Consider the following 16,656-nt stretch of genomic DNA (forward strand, 5'->3'; position numbering starts at 1 on the left):
CTCCTCAGCGCTGCTGCGGCATCCCGGCGCCGACGAACATGCTGACCTTCTTGGCCGGCTCGTCGCGCAGCGTGCGCCCGGTGTAATGGATAAAGACGTCTTCGAGCGAGAGCTTCTGCACGGTGATCGAAGTCACGCGATCGCCGGCGGCGTCGATCGCCTCGAGGATCTTCGGAATCGCGTGTGCGCCATCGTTGGAGGAAAGCTGCAAGCGGTTGCCGCCGTCGCGATTCACCTCGCGCAGATACGGCATCGGCCGCAGCATCTCGGCGATCGCGTCGGGATTTTTTTCGACCACCAGATCGATCCGGTCCGCGCCCGGCACCATCGACTTGAGTCCGACCGGCGTGTCGAGCGCGATAATCTTGCCGCCATCGACGATCGCGATCCGGTCGCAGAGCGACTCGGCCTCGTCCATGTAGTGCGTCGTGAGCGAGATAGTGATCTCGCTTTCCTTGCGCAGCGTTTCGAGCAGGTCGTGCACCGCGCGGCGACTTTGCGGATCAAGTCCAATCGTCGGCTCGTCGAGAAACAGCACGTCGGGCGAATGAATCAGGCCGCGCGCGATTTCAAGGCGTCGGCGCATCCCGCCGGAGTAAGTCGCGACCAGATCATTCGCGCGCTCGGTCAACCCGACCAGGTGGAGCAGGCGATGCCCTCGTTCGCGGCGCTCGCGGCGCGACAGGCCGAAGAACTCGCCGTAGATATCGACGTTCTCCCATCCTGTCAGATCGAGATCCGAGGTGAGCGCCTGCGGAATGACGCCGATATTCTCGCGCACCTGGCGTGGATAGCGCGCAACGTCGAAGCCCGCGACGAATGCCTGCCCGCCGCTCGGCGGTATCAACGTGGTCAGCATCCGCACCAGCGTCGTCTTGCCGGCGCCGTTGGGCCCGAGCAGTCCGAAGACCTCGCCGCGACGGACTTCGAAGTTGACCTTGTCGACCGCGGTGAAAGCGCCGAAGCGCTTAGTCAGGTCTTTGGTTTGTATTGCTAGTGAGTCGGGTTCCATCATTGCGCGGAAAAGTGACTTCCGCGGTCATCCCGGGTTTGAGTTCGCCTTCGGCCTGCAACACCTGGACCTTGACGTAGAAGGTGCGGATGTCCTGGCGTCCGCGCCGCACGTCGCGCTCGGTCGCGAACTCGCCTTCCTGCCCGATTGCCATCACGCGCCCGGTGAAAATCTGCGGCGGATTCGTCGGCAACTCGACCTGCGCCGACTTACCGATGTAGAGCGAACCAAGGTCGGTCTCTTCGACGTCGACCCGCGCCCAAATCGTCGAGAGATCGTCAACGGTCAGAATCGGCACGCCCGGAGTCACCCATTCACCGACCTCGAGCGCCTTGCTGACGATGACCCCATCGACCGGCGATTTTATCTCGGTGTCTACGATTTGATCGGCATAGAACTTCGAATTGGCCTGCGCACTCAGCACGTCGGCCTCGTCCTGCTGCACGAGGGTGATAGCATCATCGCGAACCTTGGTCCCAACCACATTTGCCTTCGCCAGCGTTTCGTTGCGCGCAAGGTCGCGCCGCGCTTGCGCCAGGTTGGCCTGCGCATGAGCGAGATCGGCGTTGGACTTGGCCAGCTGATTCTTCAGATCGATGTCCTCGATCCACGCGACCACCTGTCCCTTCTTGACGTGGTCGCCCTCGAGCAAATCGAGTTGCTTGATGCGCCCGCCGATTCGGCTGGTGATATTTACTTCGGGCGCCTCGACCATGCCGACCACCTTGATGTTCGAACGATCCTCGGGCGGCCACAGGTAGGCGTGCCCGAACATATAGAATCCGAAGATAACGACGCCGAGAATAGCCAGCCGGATGACTCTGCGAACAAGAGTTCGAATCATTGCGGATGCACCGGCTTCGAGACCTGCACCGGGTCTGCGCCGAGCGATCGGAGCATCAGGTTGCCAAGCTCGCGGCTTATCTCAGAAACCGGGCGGCTCGGTCCGTAGTAGAGGAGCACCGACCGAATCGCGCCCTGGATCGTAAAGGTCGCGAGCCGCGGATCGACCCGCGTAAACACGCCGACCCGGATTCCTTCTTCAATCAGTGACGCGAAAAAATTGAAAGCGCGTTCGCGCGATCCTTCGATGATCCGATTGCGCGCCTCGGACAGCCGCGGCTCCTCGGTCGCATAGAACTGAAGAAAATCGCGCCGCTGATCGTAGAACTCGACCATCACCGCAATCGAACGGCGCATCCGCTCGACCACCGGCAGCTTCGGGTCGGCGCTGGCCTGATAGGTGCGATAGGCGGTGTCGAGGCCGTCGCTCAAAACGCCGAGATAGAGCGCGTCCTTCGACGGAAAGTAGAGATATAGCGTCCCTTTGGCGACCCCGGCAGCTACGGCGACGCGGTCCATCGTGACCGCCTGGTAGGGCTCGTGCGCGAACAGCTTGAGCGCGGCAGCGAGTATCCGTTCGCGCTTGGCAGCCTGTTCGTCGTGAACATGAAAAGGACGTCCGTTTGTAATTCCAGACGAATTTGTGTTGTTTTTATCCATAAACTGACCAGTCAGTCATAATATTGAATGGGGGAGGGCGACGAGTCAACGGGCACCCGGAGATCGTGCGCTAGAGACCGTCTATCGCGGCGGGAGGTGGCGCGCCCGGAGGGATTCGAACCCCCAACCCTCAGATCCGAAGTCTGTTTATCTCGCAATTTGCTGCTATGAGCCGCAATCATAGATTGAGCTGATACCCCAACGTGGACGCGGTGTTCTGCGTTCTAATCGATTCTTGACATTGCAGGCTATTGCGGCCAAGATGGTACCTAACTGGTACCTAAATCCGTAGGAGCCCCTGATGAAAAAGAACCTCACTGCCACAGCGGTCGCAGCATTGAAATCGCCTGCGACGGGTCAGATCGATTATTGGGACACGCGCAAGCCTGGATTCGGAATTCGCGTCTCGAAGGGGGGCACCAAGACGTGGCTGCTGATGTATCGACAGCACGGCCGCAAGCGGCGCCTCGCGCTTGGCCGGTTCCCCGATATGTCCGTCGCAGATGCGCGCGACGAGGCGACTAGCAAGCTCGGTGATATCGTCAAAGGAGCAGATCCAGCACAAGAACGGGCTCAGGCCAAAGTGGATCCGACCTTCGGCGAGCTGTCCGATCTCTACCTCAAGCATCACGCCCGGCCGAAAAAGAAACCGCGCAGCGTGGCCGAGGACGTATACATGCTGAACGCCGACCTGCTGCCCGTCTGGAAGAATCGCAAACTGCCGGATATTCGCCGACGCGACGTCATCGCACTGCTGGATGAAATTGTCGCTCGGGGCGCGCCAATTCACGCCAACCGCGTACGGGCTCTATGTTCGACGATCTTCAACTTCGCGATCGGCCGCGATCTGATGGAGTTCAATCCGGCTCACAAGGTGCCGCGGCCAGCTCTCGAAAAATCGCGCGAGCGCCGACTCTCCGATGATGAGGTCCGCGAACTGTGGAAAGCGCTTGAGCCCGAGCCGCTCAAGGTGCGGGCCATCTACAAGTTGGCGCTACTTACAGCCGCCAGGAAAACGGAGATCTTAGGACTAGCGTGGTCAGAACTCGATCTCGATCATTCGATGTGGACGCTGCCGGCGGCCAGATCCAAAAACGGCGAAGAACACCGCATCCCGCTGGCGCCCACCGCGGTCAGCCTTCTGCGTTCACTCCCAGTCGATAAACGATCTGAATTTGTATTTACTGGTGGCAGGATCGGGCGCGCGGTCGCCAATCCTCAGAAGTGGATTGTTCGCATCCGCGAGCGCGCGAAGTTGGTCGACTTCCGCTTTCATGACCTGCGCCGCACTGCGGCCTCGGGCATGACAGCGATCGGGGTCGACCGGCTGACGGTCTCAAAAATTCTGAATCATACGGAGGGCGGCGTGACGAAGGTCTACGACCGGCACAGCTACGACAAGGAGAAGCGCGCGGCGCTGCTCAAATGGGACCGGCGACTCGCCGCTATCGTCTCCAGTACGCCCGCTGCAAAGAAGGTGGTAAACCTACGAGCGTGACAACCGTTGTCATCTAGCCAGAGTGGATAATAATTGCGCGATGGGCTTGAACTTGATCCTCAAACCAGTAGGTAAAATGGAATGAGATCAAGCAGTAACTCACAATCACCTGAGATTACAGACCCCGTTCTCGCGACCCGCGACGTCGTTGAGCTGGTCGGACTCCATCAAGTGACGATCTGGAGGCTCTGCCGAGAGGGCCAGTTTCCAGCGCCGATGAAAATCACCGGCAGGAAAAACGGGTGGCTCCGTAGCGAGATCATTAACTGGTTGGCGACTCGCCCACACGCCGCCTACGGCGCCGCGCGCGCGGCCTAACCACCGTGCGAAGCTTGCTCCGCGATTATGCGCGATCGCGCGCGCCTTCTGGACTCTGCGCCGGCACAGAACTCTTACTTCAACCGAGCGCCTTCGAGGTCCGGCTCACCGCGCTGAAGGCGCGACACATGCGCGAACTTCGCGGTCTGGATCGCCGGCGGCGTCTGCATGACTTCCTGCAGATGGTCTGGCGGCTGATGATGCCCTTGATCATGCGCTCAGCCAGGCGCCCACGCACACGACGCCCGGCAACGCGCAGCGCTGCCCGAGCGCCTGCACCGGACCCGGACCCCGCTCAACTAAGTCAATCAATTCCACAGAAACGAAAACGCCGCGGTCTACACTCCGCAGCGTTTTCAAACAGGAGGCCGAGCCGTGGCAAAATCACGACCCGCCAAACTCGCATCACCTTGTCATAGTGCGCCGAGGGCTACAAGTGGCGCCGAAATCCCCGTCGACGTTCTCGTCAGTCTCGCGGACAGCGTCATCAAGGCACAGCGACAATCCCTTGTAGTTCTGATCGCCGAAAACAAAACGCTCCGGGCACGACTCGCGCGAGCGACTGCGCAGCTTCAGCTTCGGCCACCGAACACGGTGCTGCAATGAGACCAACGTTGCGGCGCTTGAGGCGCATTCTGGATCATCTCGCCGAGCACAATCTGTGGGCATTCCCCATCGCATGCAGCGAAGCGGGCAAGTTGCCGCTGGTTAAGTGGCGCGACTTCCAATCGCAACCGCCCTCTGACGGCGAGGTCGCCGACTGGTGCCGGCGATTTCCTGATGCAGGCGCAGCTATCCCCACCGGCCTCGCGACGAAAATCTTTGTCGTCGACGCCGATAGCGCTGACGCGATCGAGTGGCTTGAGATGCGCGGCATGCCCGTGACGGTCTTGGTGCGCACGCGCAAGGGGTTGCATTACTACTTCAGATGCCCAGGAATCGAAGTGAGAAATTCTGCGGGCGCGCTGGCGCCAGGAATAGATGTTCGCGGCACCGGCGGAATGGCAGTTGCTGCTGGCACCCACAACCAGGGCTTTGAATATCAGTACGATTCAGGACACGCGCTCGGCGAAGTAGCTATTGCCGACGCGCCCGACTGGCTAATTGACTGGCTATTGCAGGAACAGGTTAAGCGGCAAGTCGCGGTGATGCCGCTTCGGCCGCAGGAATTCGACGGACACGTCGGCGCCTGGGCGCGCAAGATCATCGATGACGAGCTCGGCGAACTCGCAGCAGCTACCGAAGGTTGCCGCAACGACCGGCTCAGCCGCACCGCGTTTAAACTCGGCCAACTCGCAGGCGGTGGGGAAGCGGATGCCACTGAGCTTCGAGCGGCGTTGCACGCAATCGCCGATGCATGGCCGAATCCGAGCCACTCCCACGATACGATCGCACGTTGCCTCGAAGCCGGTCTCGCCCACCCGCGGCAACGGCCGCTCCGGGATGTGGTGTGGATTGAGCCGGCTACGGAGGCCGCGCCGTGACCAACGTTTTCGAGCTGAACGCGAAGCCCAAGTCGGCAAAAGCGATCGCGATCCATGAATTCTCAGAAGAGAAGTTGGCGCTCGACTTCGTCAACGAACATCGCCACGAGGCGCGCTTCGTAGGCGACCTGAATGAATGGTTTGTTTTCGATGGTACCTGCTGGCGCCGCGACCAACGCCGTCAAGTATTTGACTGGGCCCGCGACATTTGCCGGCGTGCGGGAGCGGCGGCGCTCGCAATCAAGCGATACGAGCAATTCGCGCGCTCTCTCACTTCTGCAAAGGCCCGATACGCTGTCAGCTCGCTGGCGTCCGACGATCAGAGCATTTCAATGTTGTCCAATGAATTCGACGCCGACCCGCTGCTGCTCGGCGCCCCGACTAAGACTGTGTGTCTAGGTGGTGAATAGAGCCATGCTGCAAGACCAGAGTTCCAGTGAAGACGGCCTCCGCACGCCACGCCCGGAGGATTTCATTTCCAAACGGTGCGCTGTCGATTCGGCGCCGCCAGGAACCCCAGCGCCCGAATGGCAACGCTTCCTCGAGACGACTTTTCCGCTCCGCGACCACAGCGGGCCCGACTTCGAGCTAATCGCCTTCCTTCAAAGATGGTGCGGCTATCTGTGCACGGGTCTGACGACTGAGCAAAAATTTCTCTTCCTGCACAGCACCGGCCGCAGTGGGAAAAATCTCTTCGCCGACCAGCCGTTCGGAATCCTGCGCGACTACGCGGTGAGGCTACCATCGGAAGTATTGATGCAGCGCCCCGTCGAACCTCATCGAGCTGAACTCATGCCGCTTCGCGGTGCGCGCCTCATCGTCGCCAACGAGATCCGCAAGGGCGCGTGCTGGAATCAGTCGCGCCTTATGGAGATCGTCGGCGGCGATATGCTGACGGCAAATCCGATGCGCGGCAACCCGGTTACCTTCCCGGTAGTCGGCAAGCTGATGGTGCTCGGAAACCACCGACCGACTTTCGAGAGTCATAACGCCGCCGCCATTCAGCGATTGTTATTGGTCGAGTTCAGGATGCAGTTCATCGACCCCGACGGTGCGCCAGCATCGCCCGACCTTCCGCCTGAGCGCATTGCACGGCGCGACAACGGGCTCGCTGCGAAGCTACGCGCCGAATGGCCGGCAATTTTCAGATGGATGATCGACGGCTGCCGAGAGTGGCAACGGATCGGATTGAAACCGCCGCCGCAGGTCATCGCCGACAGCTCAGAGTCAATTTCTAACGACGACATATTCGCCCAGTGGCGCGCCGAGTGCTGCGAAGACGTGGACCCGCACGGTGCGAAAGGCCGCGACCTCATCAGCCTTCTCATCAAGTCGTTCAACGAGTGGTGCGGGACTCGGCGCGAGCGCCCGGCCAGCTACAACGCCTTCAGCACGATGCTCGGCGACCACGACGTGGGGAAATTCAAAACCAACGCCGGGATGGTGCCCATTGGCTTCCAGTTGACCGGCGCAGAACGTGCTCGCCTCACCCGCTCCGAGGAACTGCTGTGAGGAGCATCGCCTCAACGGAGTGCAGACCGTGCAGACTTACTATATCGGAGCGTCACACGCGCGCGTGCGTACGTCCTAATACTGGGGCGTCTGCACAGTCTGCACTCTTCGAGTGAAAGCATGGGATTGGCGCGCGATTCTCAGAGACCGAGTCAGTGGGGCTTAATCAGAATATGGTAGGATTTTCAACAAGTTTCTCGGGGAGTATTTGGAATAGGTACCGCTTTAGGTACCATGAATAGGCGATAGGTATGCGATCTCTATCCTTAACCGTGCTGATCGATTCGAGAGAGCAGACCCCGCTGCTGTTCCCCGGCGGCGTCACCACGGAACGCGCCACCCTCAAGACCGGCGACTATAGCGTTCTCGCCGATGGCGTCGACATGCGCGACGTGGTCGGCATCGAGCGCAAATCGGTCAGCGACCTGCTGGGTTGCATCGGCGGCCAGCGTGACCGCTTCGAGCGCGAACTCGCACGGCTCGCGCAATTCCACTATCGAGCGCTGGTCATAGAGGGGACGCTCGCTGATCTCGTCGCGGCGACGGCTGGCAGACAGCTTACCGCAAGTCAGGTAATGGGTTCCGTGCTGGCCTGGACCTTCAAATATTCTGTCGCCCCGATCTTCGCAGGTAATCGAGCGCTCGCAGCCACCACGGTAGCAACCCTGCTCCGTCACGCACGGTACGAGCTTGCATCACGCACTGGTTGCGGCATCGCGGGCCCGGCAGTTGAACCCGAAGGACGAGGTCTCTCATGACACGAAGCGATTACAAGAACAGTGGCATCATCAGCGCCAACAAGCGCAAGCGCCAGGGCAAAAAGGATCCCGACATTTCGGGCTCGCTCGACAACGTAGTCTGCCCGCACTGCAACCGAGCTTCGAGCTTCTGGTTGTCCGGCTGGCTCAATGAATCCGACAAGGGCAAGTTCTACGGCTTGAGCGTGAGGCCCAAGGATTCGGCGAACGGCAACCATGCCGGCGCCAGGCAAGCGACCGGGCCCGCGCCGATGGATGACGACATCCCATTCTAAGGCCAGACCGGATGATTTCACTGCTGATAAAACCAGATCCCGGTCGGCGAGACAGCGAGATGTTCGCGATCGAGTCCACGATACGAAGCGCCCGGCAGGAGCGCCATTGGTGCGCAGAAGGATTGCCGCATCAGATCGTCGACAGGTTCGGCGAGCCGGAACCGTTCGCAGCTATCCTCATCTCGAAAGACTATTGGCGCCGTCCACGACTGTTCGACCTTAACGGGAAACATGAGAATCGTCGGACTATCCTTGTAGCACCACCTCATGAATGGTGCGGCGAAAGCGGGCGTGTCGAGGGGGCGCTCCGCGACCAAGGCCCCAACAGCTACGCCGTAGCCGAACAAGCAAGCGCAGAGGGCTGCCAGGATGCGCTTCACGGAACGGAATTATAGGCAGGGCGCAACCATGGGGAAAGTCATTTCACTGGACCGCTGGCGTGCCGAGAAACAAGAAGTGCACGCGCCCAAGACACCAACCGCCGAGCACCGCGAGCGCGATCGAGAGCACGAAGAGCGGATGCGGTTGTTACACTCGGTGTACGGAAAACAAATCGAACTCGAGAAAGGGAGACCAATCGAATGAGCAGCGGGACGCCAATTCAGACTGTGGAGCAACGCACCCTGACTCCTAGTCCAGACCTTCCCAGAGATCCATTTCGCCCCGAGCCAATAATCGACACCGCCGGTCCAGCCCTAGAAGCGGCCGCCGCTCCATTGATGGACATATCTCTGAAGCAGCAAGCCCAAGCCAACGCAGTCGACACGATGAAGCGTATGGGGCAATTCCAGGCTGACGTCGGCCAGGCGAAGGTCGCCGCACTGAATTCCGGGCAGCAGATACCGGACATGATCAGCAACTTCCAGAAGGCCAGCAATGCTCTCGCCCAGCAGCATCTGACCGGCACTACAGACCCCGCGAATCCGAATCCACCGAATCGAGCCGTCGCCCGAAATCTACAACTCGCGATGGCGCAACACCTTGCCGAGCAGTTCGGTTCCTTCCCAACGGAGGCTGCAGAAAGAGTCCATCAGGACAATGATTTCAGGATGCAGAGCGAGATCAGGATGGCATCCGCGACTATCGGGCAGGGAATTCAAGCCTTCAATGCGGATGGCACGCCCTTCGATCCTTCAACGGCCGGGCCGAACGATCATCCGGTGTTTCATCTCGGTGCCGATGCCAACTCAGCGTTGAACAATCCGCACGGCGGCCTGGTGGCCCTCATCGATAAAGGCGTCGACCCTACGGCGCGCCCGATCGAGAATCAGTACTACCATCAGCTGGCGGCGCGCACGATCTTTACCGAGGGCGCTAGAGCCGTCGCGGTTAATCCTGCGCTCGCACCGTACCTCGGTGACTATCTCAAGCAATACGCGACCTCGATCGACCCTGCGCAGGAAGCGACGTCAATCGCTACGGCAACTGCGACGATGCGTCGCCCGAAGGAAATGATGGACGTAGCAAATGGAAATCTCGATGCGAGTCTCACGCAGAAATATTTGCAACAGGTCCATGAAGGCAATCTCGACACCGCGGGGCTAGAGAACGCCGCGACCCATCGTCTGATCAGCCCCGAGCACTATCAGCAGATAACTGGTTACGCCTTTATGCCGCCCGGGAATCCTGGTGCGATTGCCGCCATGCAAAAACAGATCGCTGCGACGAACGATGAGAATGATCTTGAGACCTTGCGCGGCACCATCAACGGGCCGATGAATGCCGAGCTTTATGGCAAGGGTGCGATCCCGCTCAACGCAGCGATCGAGAATCAGAAGCGGCAACTCACGACGGTGGAGGGCCAGCAGCGGCGGCTGGACAACGACCAAATCAAGCGAGCGTTTCAATCTCTTCCGGGAGTGACAGCAGTCGGAATCGGTCCTGACTTTTACAACAGACTGGCGGCCATCAAGGGTCTGCCCACGATGAACGATCTGCGGACTAACACCATCAACGACTACAACGCCCTGACCTATGGAGTCAGCGATCCGGCCAAACTGCGGGCGTCGCGCGTGAAGGCTATCCAGGACAACCAACCCGACCTCGAAGCTGTCGGACTTGGAAAGTATGTAAAGCCCGCAACCCCGCCTCCGCCGATCCGTCCGCTAAGCGCGGACGATGCGCGGCGGGTGATCCGGCTCGCGCGCGAAAAAGGCTACATCCCTTAAACGAAAGCGAACGAAAGGAGTTACGACGATGGCAACTGAAATCAAAGATATGCAGCAGTGCGCGGATTGTGATCGGCGCTTTCCCGTCGAGCAGAGAAAGGGCGCGCGTGATGGCCGCTGGCTCTGCCCGGATTGCTTCAACGAGAAGCACGGCAACGCGCTGGCGTCTGAGGCAGCCGCAGGCCGCTTGCAGGCGGAGCCACCGAATCAACACAAACGCAGTTAACGGGAAAGGACGAATCTAAATCGAGAGGAGTCACGACGATGGCGAAGGGGATCGTACAGTTCATTCGCGAGAAGCTAGGCGCGGCGCCCGACGCACTAGATAGCAGCGTGCTCGCCCAGGCGATGGAAGAGGCCCTCGGGGAGGTCAGCAGCCTCGATTCGGAAATTCTCGCACGCGAGCAGCGGCTTGGACGCGATTCGATCGAGTCTCCCGATGGAGGCGAGGCGGCCGGCCGCGAGCTGCAGGAACTCAGGTCGAAGCGCGACAGGCTAACCGCAAAGTGTGAGTCACTTGGCCCCGAGATTGCCAACGCGACCGAGCGCGAGATGATCGCAGAGCTGGAGGCTCAGTGCGATATCGCGGAAGAGAAAAAGCAGAAGTGCGAAGAGGCCGTGCGTGCACTCTCCGTCGCGATCGACGCCGTGATTCCGGCGGCGAAGCTCGTGTTCGCGACGCAGAGAGACTTTGTGGAGGCGGCCGGAGATCGCAATGCGAGCAATTGGGGGCTGTATCGTAACCTCTCGGAGGACTTCTGCGACCTGATCGCAGTCGAGGCCTACCTGCGCTCCGAAGTGAACGCGCCGCCGCGCTTACGAGAGATGGAGCATGGCACTTACGGTCGACAACTCTACGAGCGCCTTAACATCGAGCGTTTCATGGCGAGCCTTCGCGGGTGCGCGCAGGCCATGAGATCCCAGGTCCAGGACCGGCGAGAACGTGGGAAGCCGCGGCCGAGTTCAAAAGCCGCGTAGGAAAATCACAGCAATCAAATCGAAGCGGAGGAGGTAGAGGACAATGGCGAAATTTTCGATCAGTCTCAATGTCGGACAGACCGAGTTCAGCATCGTTGAAGGCACGGACGCACCGGTGACGGGCGATATAGAGCTGAGCGTCGATCTGGCAAAACTTCCCGGGAACAGCGGAGGCGCGTGGGCTCCGAACAGCGCGCTACTTCAGGTGCTCGACATGTTCCGGAACTACGTCACCGGCGGCAAGAGTCGGAAGATCGGCTAGGGACGTGAAATCATGGACGCAACACAACAAGTGAGCAGCGGCACGCCCGAAGTTTCCGAGTCGTACAAGACGCCCGAGGGCGCGAGCGAGCGTCTGGCCGAACTGAAATCGAACAGGGAATGGGTGCAGGCGCGCCTAAAAAACGGGCCCAGCTCCAGGGAGGCGAACGAAGAGGACGCGCTGCTGCGGATCGTCGCGGGAGTTCCGCTCAACCCCGCCACTGCCCCGGTCGCCGGCGCCATGACGGCCGAGCAGGCGAAGGCGCGACTAGCAGAATTCAGCAGCGACCCGGCGAAGCGGACGAGATTGCTCGATGGTGACCTCGCGGCCAAAAAAGAATGGGACCACCTCACCGCGATCGCAGCTTCAGGGGTCGGATCGCCAAACGACGAGCAGCCGGCCGAACCCGGCAAGCCCAAGACCGCCGCCGAAGCGCGGGCCGTGTTGGATAAGGTACCGGAGACCCCCGAGGGATACGAGGTTGACTGGCGCACGGTGTCGCCGCGCGACCCAGTGCCCGAGAAGGGTGTCAAAGCGATCAGTTCTTGGGCTCACGAGATCGGACTCACGCAATCGGAGATGACGACCGTTACCCACTTCGCGGGAAAAGATGTCGAGCGTTATCAGAAAATGAGCCCAGTCGAGCGCGAGGCGCGAGCGGTCGAGGTAATCAAGGATTTCGGTAAGCGACACGGCGCCGACGCCGCGGGCCTCTATGACGGCGCGTGCAAGCTGGCAGAGGAGTTGGGTGCCAAGGATCCCCAGTTCAAGCGATTTCTTGAACAGAGTGGAATTTGGGACTCGCCCGCGGTGCTCGATGCCTTCGCGGTCGCGGCGCTGCAGCGCTACGGAGACGCATCGTGAAGAAATTTCTATCGAGCGCTGACGGTCGGAAGGATGCGCTAGAGCCAGACGAAAAGGTTGCGGCTCGTGCTACACCGGCGAGCGTTCCGGTGAAACAGCCGAAACGTAAGACAGGTCGCACGCCCAAACTGACGGTGGGAGTGGGTCGCATCATCATCGCCGCGATCGCAGCGGGCAATTTCCCATCCGTCGCCGCTGGGCTGGGCGGCGTCGGTGTCGAGACGCTCGAAAAATGGCTTGAGCGCGGTGATACGGGCGTTCAACCCTATGCGGACTTCGCCGATGCGTACCGAAAGGCCGAGCTCGAAGATGAGTCGGCGCACGTTGCGATTTGGAGGACCGCCGCCCCCGGTGACTGGCGGGCGGCCAAAGAATATCTCGGCAAGCGGTATCCCGAGCGTTGGTCAGATCATGCAGGGCGCCTCGCGGTGCTAGGACCTGGTGACTACGGCAGCGATCAGCGCGGCGGCATTTCGATCATTTTGCACTTGGGCCCTGACCTGCGGCCGGCGATACCGGTAGTCGACGAAAATGTTGCGCGCGTGATCGAGGACAGGGAGCCAGGGACGAGAATTTAAAGTCCTATGACGAGCCAGAGGTACGGACGGGCCGCTGTTCTCGCCTTACTAGGTGTCTTCTTTGCATTGATGGCTGCGTGGAAATGCAATTCGGAGGTCCCAGCCGCCTTTAGCCGCGCGTTCAGGCGTTACGATTCCAGAGAGGTAGGAAGAGTGAGGTGTGCCCAATCCATCCTTGTAATCGGCGTACATGAACAGATGCACGAAGGCTTCGGTACCTTCGACTCCGAGAAAGATTGCGCTTTGTTCTCCGCTTGGGATCTCCAACCAGATGGACGCCTCATGTTGGCGATCAGCCCCGATAGTTTGACGCGTTACTCGCTGCGCCGCACTAGGATCGTAGGGGGCTGCTTGCGGCTGCGCTTTCGAGGAGGTCCGACACAATACGGAATTGTGGTCGCTGATCCGAGCAGGTGTTCGCCCCGAGTTGACCAAGCTATAGTCTACTTTCAATCGCTGATACCCCATGCGAGCATTTTCCAAACTGACCGCCTTAATTTGGAAACTCAAATAGGGTCGCTCCACGACATCCAAAGTGCGCTGGGCAATGTTCGCTTGCCGACGTATCTGGATCAGTTGCCACCCCGCAAAGAAGGTATAGAAAACGCCAACGATCAGCAGCCCCTGTTGAACTCTGAGGGGAGTGAGACGGCTGAGCAGCGGCAAAGCAGTGTCGTCGGTTCGATTCTTTTCGTGCTCAGCTTTGGCTTGGTCCTCTATGGACTTGGTCAGTTTGACGACGTCAGACTGCTCGGCCTGAATCGCAGAAAAAAGACCGTCGGCCTCGCGCTGGCTCTGTGTGGGGGAGTAGGTCTCTATTGCGGCCTGTCCCTGATTCTTTTCGGCGCTTTGCTTGTGTGAGCCGGCGACCGCGGCGCCTTGGAGCAGCAACGACGCTGCTAGGATCAACGCCGACCATTGCCCTGAGTGCTCCAAGTTCACGGCTTCGGCTTAGTAGGCATGCGGCGCTTTCTCTTTGCAGCGCGCCGCTTCATTTCCGCGGAGCGTTCTTCGGGCGAAAGCTTCGCCCATGCCGCGCTCCCGCCCTTACTGGCTAGTTCCTTGCGCTCGGGTCCGCTCAGTTTCTTGATTCGCTTACGGCCCAGCGCAACCGCGCCAGGATCCTTCTTTCGAGAGCGGGGAGACACGCCGCTCTCTATAGCAGCGCGATATGATCGCTCGCTACTGCCATGCGGATTAGTAAACAAATAGACAAGCGCTAGTCTGTATTTGACAGACTACCGCTAGTCTGTGGTATATCCCGCTCGGGTCGATCAACAGGTAGCGGGGCTTGAGGGTGATGGCGGGATAACCATCGGCCCAAAAAGGAGACCTTCGATGAAAGTTTCCCATCTGCTAGCGGTAATCCACGGCGGCGATCTGCCGGCCTTTCCTGTGCGGGAATCGGAGGTCGTTCGGTTCGCACCCAACAAGCAACCGATCCGGGCGCGGTTGACGCTCGCGCAGGATCTGCACTTCTTTCTCACCACCTGCGCGCTCAGCTATAGCGAGCGCACCGTCGAACATTACGGACGAGACCTCCGGGATTTCGAGCGGATCGTGTCGACGCAATATGGCCAGCCAATCCCGAGCACGGCGATCAACGTGCCCGCGGTCCAGTTCTACCTGCACGAGCTGCGCAAGCGCGGCGTAACCGACACGACCTACGAACGTCACTTCCAATCGCTCAGCGCCTTTTTTCAGTTTCGCTTCGCGATGCGCGACCTACCGAACGTGATGGAGCATATCGATCGCCCAAAGACACGCCCGCGACCGTTGCCGGTGATCCTGTCAATCGCCGACGCGTGCCGACTGTGCGATCTGGATTCGCATGATCGAACGCCCGCCGGCCTGCGCGATGGCGCGATCGTCGAAACTCTCTACGCGTGCGGGTTGCGCGTGAACGAGTTGGTCAATCTGAAATGGAATGAGCTCGATGCGCCCGGTGGTCTCGTCTTTGTGCGCAAGGGCAAGGGCGGGAAGGATCGAATCGTGCCGATCGGCCGCAAAGCCATCCGGAAATTGCACAGGTGGCGCGCTTGGCTGGCGCCCGCGATCGATGATCCGATCTTCCCGCGGTTTCTGAATCGCCCGGACTCGAAAGTGCGCCGTGCCGCGCGCAAGCGGATGACGACCCGCGCGGTGGAGTACATCGTCGCCGAGCGTGCCGAGCGGGCGGGCATCGCGCTGCCGATTACGCCGCACACCCTGCGCCACTGCTTCGTAACCCACCTGCTCGAGAACGGAGCCGACTCTCTTTCGGTTCGCGCGATGGTCGGGCACACCAACCTGTCGACCACGATGCTCTACGCTCATCTCGACTCGGCGTTCATGACCGCGCAGGCCACGCACGGCCGCGGCTGGTCGAGGCCGGCGGCATGAGCACCGCGCGACGGCAGGGTTGGGAGGAACTCTCATCGGGTTTTCTCAGGGTGAAGGCGATCGAGCGCGGCCTCGCAGCGAATACACTTGCCACCTACCAGCTAACGATCGCGGACCTGCGCCGGTTCTGTGAGGCGAAGCACTACCAGCCTTGCGAGCTTGACCCTGCCGCCGTCGTCGAATGGCTGGAGAGCACCGTCGCCCGAGGCGTCTCACATGCCACGCGGCGGCTCTTCTACTCGTGCGTTAGAAGCTTCTCGGCGTACCTCGTCCGGCTTGGTGTCCTGAAAAGCAACGGCGCCAGCGTCTTGAAGCTTCGCCCAGGACAGCGACCGTTGCCACGCGTCCCGAGCTGCGAAGCGCTCGACGCGCTTATCCGGTCGATCGATCCGGTGAGCGGTGAACGTCGCGATGCCCGCGACTACCTGATGATTCGCGTCGCCTCGGAATGCGGCTTGCGGGTGAGTGAGCTTGTGAGCCTCACAGCGGGGCAGCTCGACTCAGCGCGCGGAATGGTGCACGTGCGCGGCAAGGGTAGCAAGGAACGGATCGTCCCGGTCAACCCGGACCTGATGGCCCGTCTGGTCAAGGCCGGTGCTCTTGCTGATCCGGCGGATGGCGCGCACCTGTTTATCACGCGCCTCGGGAAGCCAATGGTGCGCCAGGGATTCAACAAGGTGCTGCGGGAGCGATGCGCCACTGCCGAAGTCCCTACGATGCATCCACACGCCCTGCGCCACGCCTACGCGACGAGCCTGCTCGACGGGGGCGCCGACACCCTCGGGATTCGGGAGTTGCTGGGACACGCCGACGTCGGCACGACGCAGATCTACGCTCACGTCGCGACGGCGAAGCTGCGCGCTGTCTACCGGCGGTTCCATCCGAGAGCGTAGACGCTCGCACGGCTGCTACCGGGCAGTCGCGCCGGTCGAGTATCTCAAGGTCGCCCGCATGCGCACCGATAACGATATCGCCGTGTCGCGCGCACAATTCGATCTGGCGGCTGGCACCGTCAACCTTCTCGGCGATCAGAGTCGCGCGCTCCAGGCATCCGCGCTTTTTGC

21 protein-coding genes are annotated in these 16,656 nt (G+C 60.7%); 16 read left to right on the top strand and 5 right to left on the bottom strand.

Annotation, left to right across the window (positions count from 1 at the left end):
* Positions 1-4: 4 nt before the first annotated feature.
* Genes WB650_RS05465 through WB650_RS05475 form a run of 3 tightly spaced genes read right to left on the bottom strand, consistent with a single transcriptional unit; the run spans position 5 to position 2,515 of the window.
* The gene (locus WB650_RS05465) at positions 5-1,015 is read right to left on the bottom strand and encodes an ATP-binding cassette domain-containing protein (RefSeq protein WP_422305023.1); all 1,011 of its coding nucleotides are present in this window, start codon (positions 1,013-1,015) and stop codon (positions 5-7) included.
* Positions 969-1,856: an efflux RND transporter periplasmic adaptor subunit gene (locus WB650_RS05470; protein ID WP_422305021.1), complete on the bottom strand. Its 888-nt coding sequence runs from the start codon at positions 1,854-1,856 to the stop codon at positions 969-971. The genes WB650_RS05465 and WB650_RS05470 overlap by 47 nt, the downstream gene beginning before the upstream one ends.
* Complete coding sequence (locus WB650_RS05475; RefSeq protein ID WP_422305019.1) at positions 1,853-2,515, bottom strand: TetR/AcrR family transcriptional regulator; 663 nt, start codon at positions 2,513-2,515, stop codon at positions 1,853-1,855. The genes WB650_RS05470 and WB650_RS05475 overlap by 4 nt, the downstream gene beginning before the upstream one ends.
* 301 nt (positions 2,516-2,816) lie before the next feature.
* Here WB650_RS05475 and WB650_RS05480 point away from each other — a divergent pair, with 301 nt between their 5' ends.
* The 7 genes from WB650_RS05480 (at position 2,817) to WB650_RS05510 (ending at position 8,360) form a co-directional block, all read left to right on the top strand.
* The gene (locus WB650_RS05480; protein WP_423959695.1) at positions 2,817-4,013 is read left to right on the top strand and encodes a tyrosine-type recombinase/integrase; all 1,197 of its coding nucleotides are present in this window, start codon (positions 2,817-2,819) and stop codon (positions 4,011-4,013) included.
* Positions 4,014-4,094: 81 nt separating this feature from the next.
* On the top strand, positions 4,095-4,331 hold the full coding sequence (locus tag WB650_RS05485) for a helix-turn-helix transcriptional regulator (RefSeq protein WP_423959697.1): 237 nt from the start codon (positions 4,095-4,097) through the stop codon (positions 4,329-4,331).
* A gap of 602 nt (positions 4,332-4,933) precedes the next feature.
* Entirely contained in the window at positions 4,934-5,815 is an 882-nt protein-coding gene (locus WB650_RS05490) for a bifunctional DNA primase/polymerase (protein ID WP_423959699.1), read from the top strand.
* Positions 5,812-6,225: a hypothetical protein gene (locus tag WB650_RS05495; protein WP_423959701.1), complete on the top strand. Its 414-nt coding sequence runs from the start codon at positions 5,812-5,814 to the stop codon at positions 6,223-6,225. Before WB650_RS05490 ends, WB650_RS05495 begins: the two co-directional genes overlap by 4 nt.
* A gap of 4 nt (positions 6,226-6,229) precedes the next feature.
* Positions 6,230-7,327: a phage/plasmid primase, P4 family gene (locus WB650_RS05500; RefSeq protein ID WP_423959702.1), complete on the top strand. Its 1,098-nt coding sequence runs from the start codon at positions 6,230-6,232 to the stop codon at positions 7,325-7,327.
* 251 nt (positions 7,328-7,578) lie between these two features.
* Complete coding sequence (locus WB650_RS05505; protein ID WP_423959704.1) at positions 7,579-8,085, top strand: ERCC4 domain-containing protein; 507 nt, start codon at positions 7,579-7,581, stop codon at positions 8,083-8,085.
* Entirely contained in the window at positions 8,082-8,360 is a 279-nt protein-coding gene (locus tag WB650_RS05510; RefSeq protein WP_423959705.1) for a hypothetical protein, read from the top strand. The genes WB650_RS05505 and WB650_RS05510 overlap by 4 nt, the downstream gene beginning before the upstream one ends.
* Before the next feature lie 17 nt (positions 8,361-8,377).
* On the opposite strand, the gene WB650_RS05515 is transcribed toward WB650_RS05510, so the two are convergent.
* Positions 8,378-8,593, bottom strand: coding sequence for a hypothetical protein (locus WB650_RS05515; RefSeq protein WP_423959707.1), 216 nt, complete (start codon positions 8,591-8,593; stop codon positions 8,378-8,380).
* A 136-nt stretch (positions 8,594-8,729) separates the two neighbouring features.
* Here WB650_RS05515 and WB650_RS05520 point away from each other — a divergent pair, with 136 nt between their 5' ends.
* The 7 genes from WB650_RS05520 (at position 8,730) to WB650_RS05550 (ending at position 13,210) form a co-directional block, all read left to right on the top strand.
* On the top strand, positions 8,730-8,945 hold the full coding sequence (locus tag WB650_RS05520; protein WP_423959709.1) for a hypothetical protein: 216 nt from the start codon (positions 8,730-8,732) through the stop codon (positions 8,943-8,945).
* Between the two features lie 134 nt (positions 8,946-9,079).
* Positions 9,080-10,528, top strand: coding sequence for a hypothetical protein (locus WB650_RS05525; protein WP_423959711.1), 1,449 nt, complete (start codon positions 9,080-9,082; stop codon positions 10,526-10,528).
* Between the two features lie 28 nt (positions 10,529-10,556).
* Positions 10,557-10,754 (top strand): hypothetical protein, encoded by a 198-nt coding sequence (locus WB650_RS05530; protein ID WP_423959713.1) that lies wholly within the window; start codon positions 10,557-10,559, stop codon positions 10,752-10,754.
* A 38-nt stretch (positions 10,755-10,792) separates the two neighbouring features.
* A complete protein-coding gene (locus tag WB650_RS05535) occupies positions 10,793-11,506 on the top strand; it encodes a hypothetical protein (RefSeq protein WP_423959715.1) in 714 nt (237 codons plus the stop codon).
* A gap of 43 nt (positions 11,507-11,549) precedes the next feature.
* Positions 11,550-11,768 carry a hypothetical protein gene (locus WB650_RS05540; protein WP_423959716.1) on the top strand — a complete coding sequence of 73 codons (219 nt, stop codon included), beginning with the start codon at positions 11,550-11,552 and terminating at the stop codon, positions 11,766-11,768.
* A 12-nt stretch (positions 11,769-11,780) separates the two neighbouring features.
* Entirely contained in the window at positions 11,781-12,632 is an 852-nt protein-coding gene (locus WB650_RS05545; RefSeq protein ID WP_423959717.1) for a hypothetical protein, read from the top strand.
* Between the two features lie 89 nt (positions 12,633-12,721).
* On the top strand, positions 12,722-13,210 hold the full coding sequence (locus tag WB650_RS05550; protein ID WP_423959719.1) for a hypothetical protein: 489 nt from the start codon (positions 12,722-12,724) through the stop codon (positions 13,208-13,210).
* Positions 13,211-13,258: 48 nt separating this feature from the next.
* Here WB650_RS05550 and WB650_RS05555 read toward each other — a convergent pair whose 3' ends face one another.
* Positions 13,259-14,152, bottom strand: coding sequence for a hypothetical protein (locus WB650_RS05555; protein WP_423959721.1), 894 nt, complete (start codon positions 14,150-14,152; stop codon positions 13,259-13,261).
* A gap of 396 nt (positions 14,153-14,548) precedes the next feature.
* On the opposite strand from WB650_RS05555, the gene WB650_RS05560 reads away from it, so the two are divergent.
* Together WB650_RS05560 and WB650_RS05565 are read left to right on the top strand one after the other, a co-directional pair.
* Entirely contained in the window at positions 14,549-15,592 is a 1,044-nt protein-coding gene (locus WB650_RS05560; RefSeq protein ID WP_423959723.1) for a tyrosine-type recombinase/integrase, read from the top strand.
* Entirely contained in the window at positions 15,589-16,485 is an 897-nt protein-coding gene (locus WB650_RS05565) for a tyrosine-type recombinase/integrase (protein ID WP_423959725.1), read from the top strand. Before WB650_RS05560 ends, WB650_RS05565 begins: the two co-directional genes overlap by 4 nt.
* Positions 16,486-16,656: the final 171 nt, after the last annotated feature.

The organism is Binatus sp. (SeqCode), assembly GCF_049584895.1.
GTDB lineage: Bacteria > Desulfobacterota > Binatia > Binatales > Binataceae > Binatus.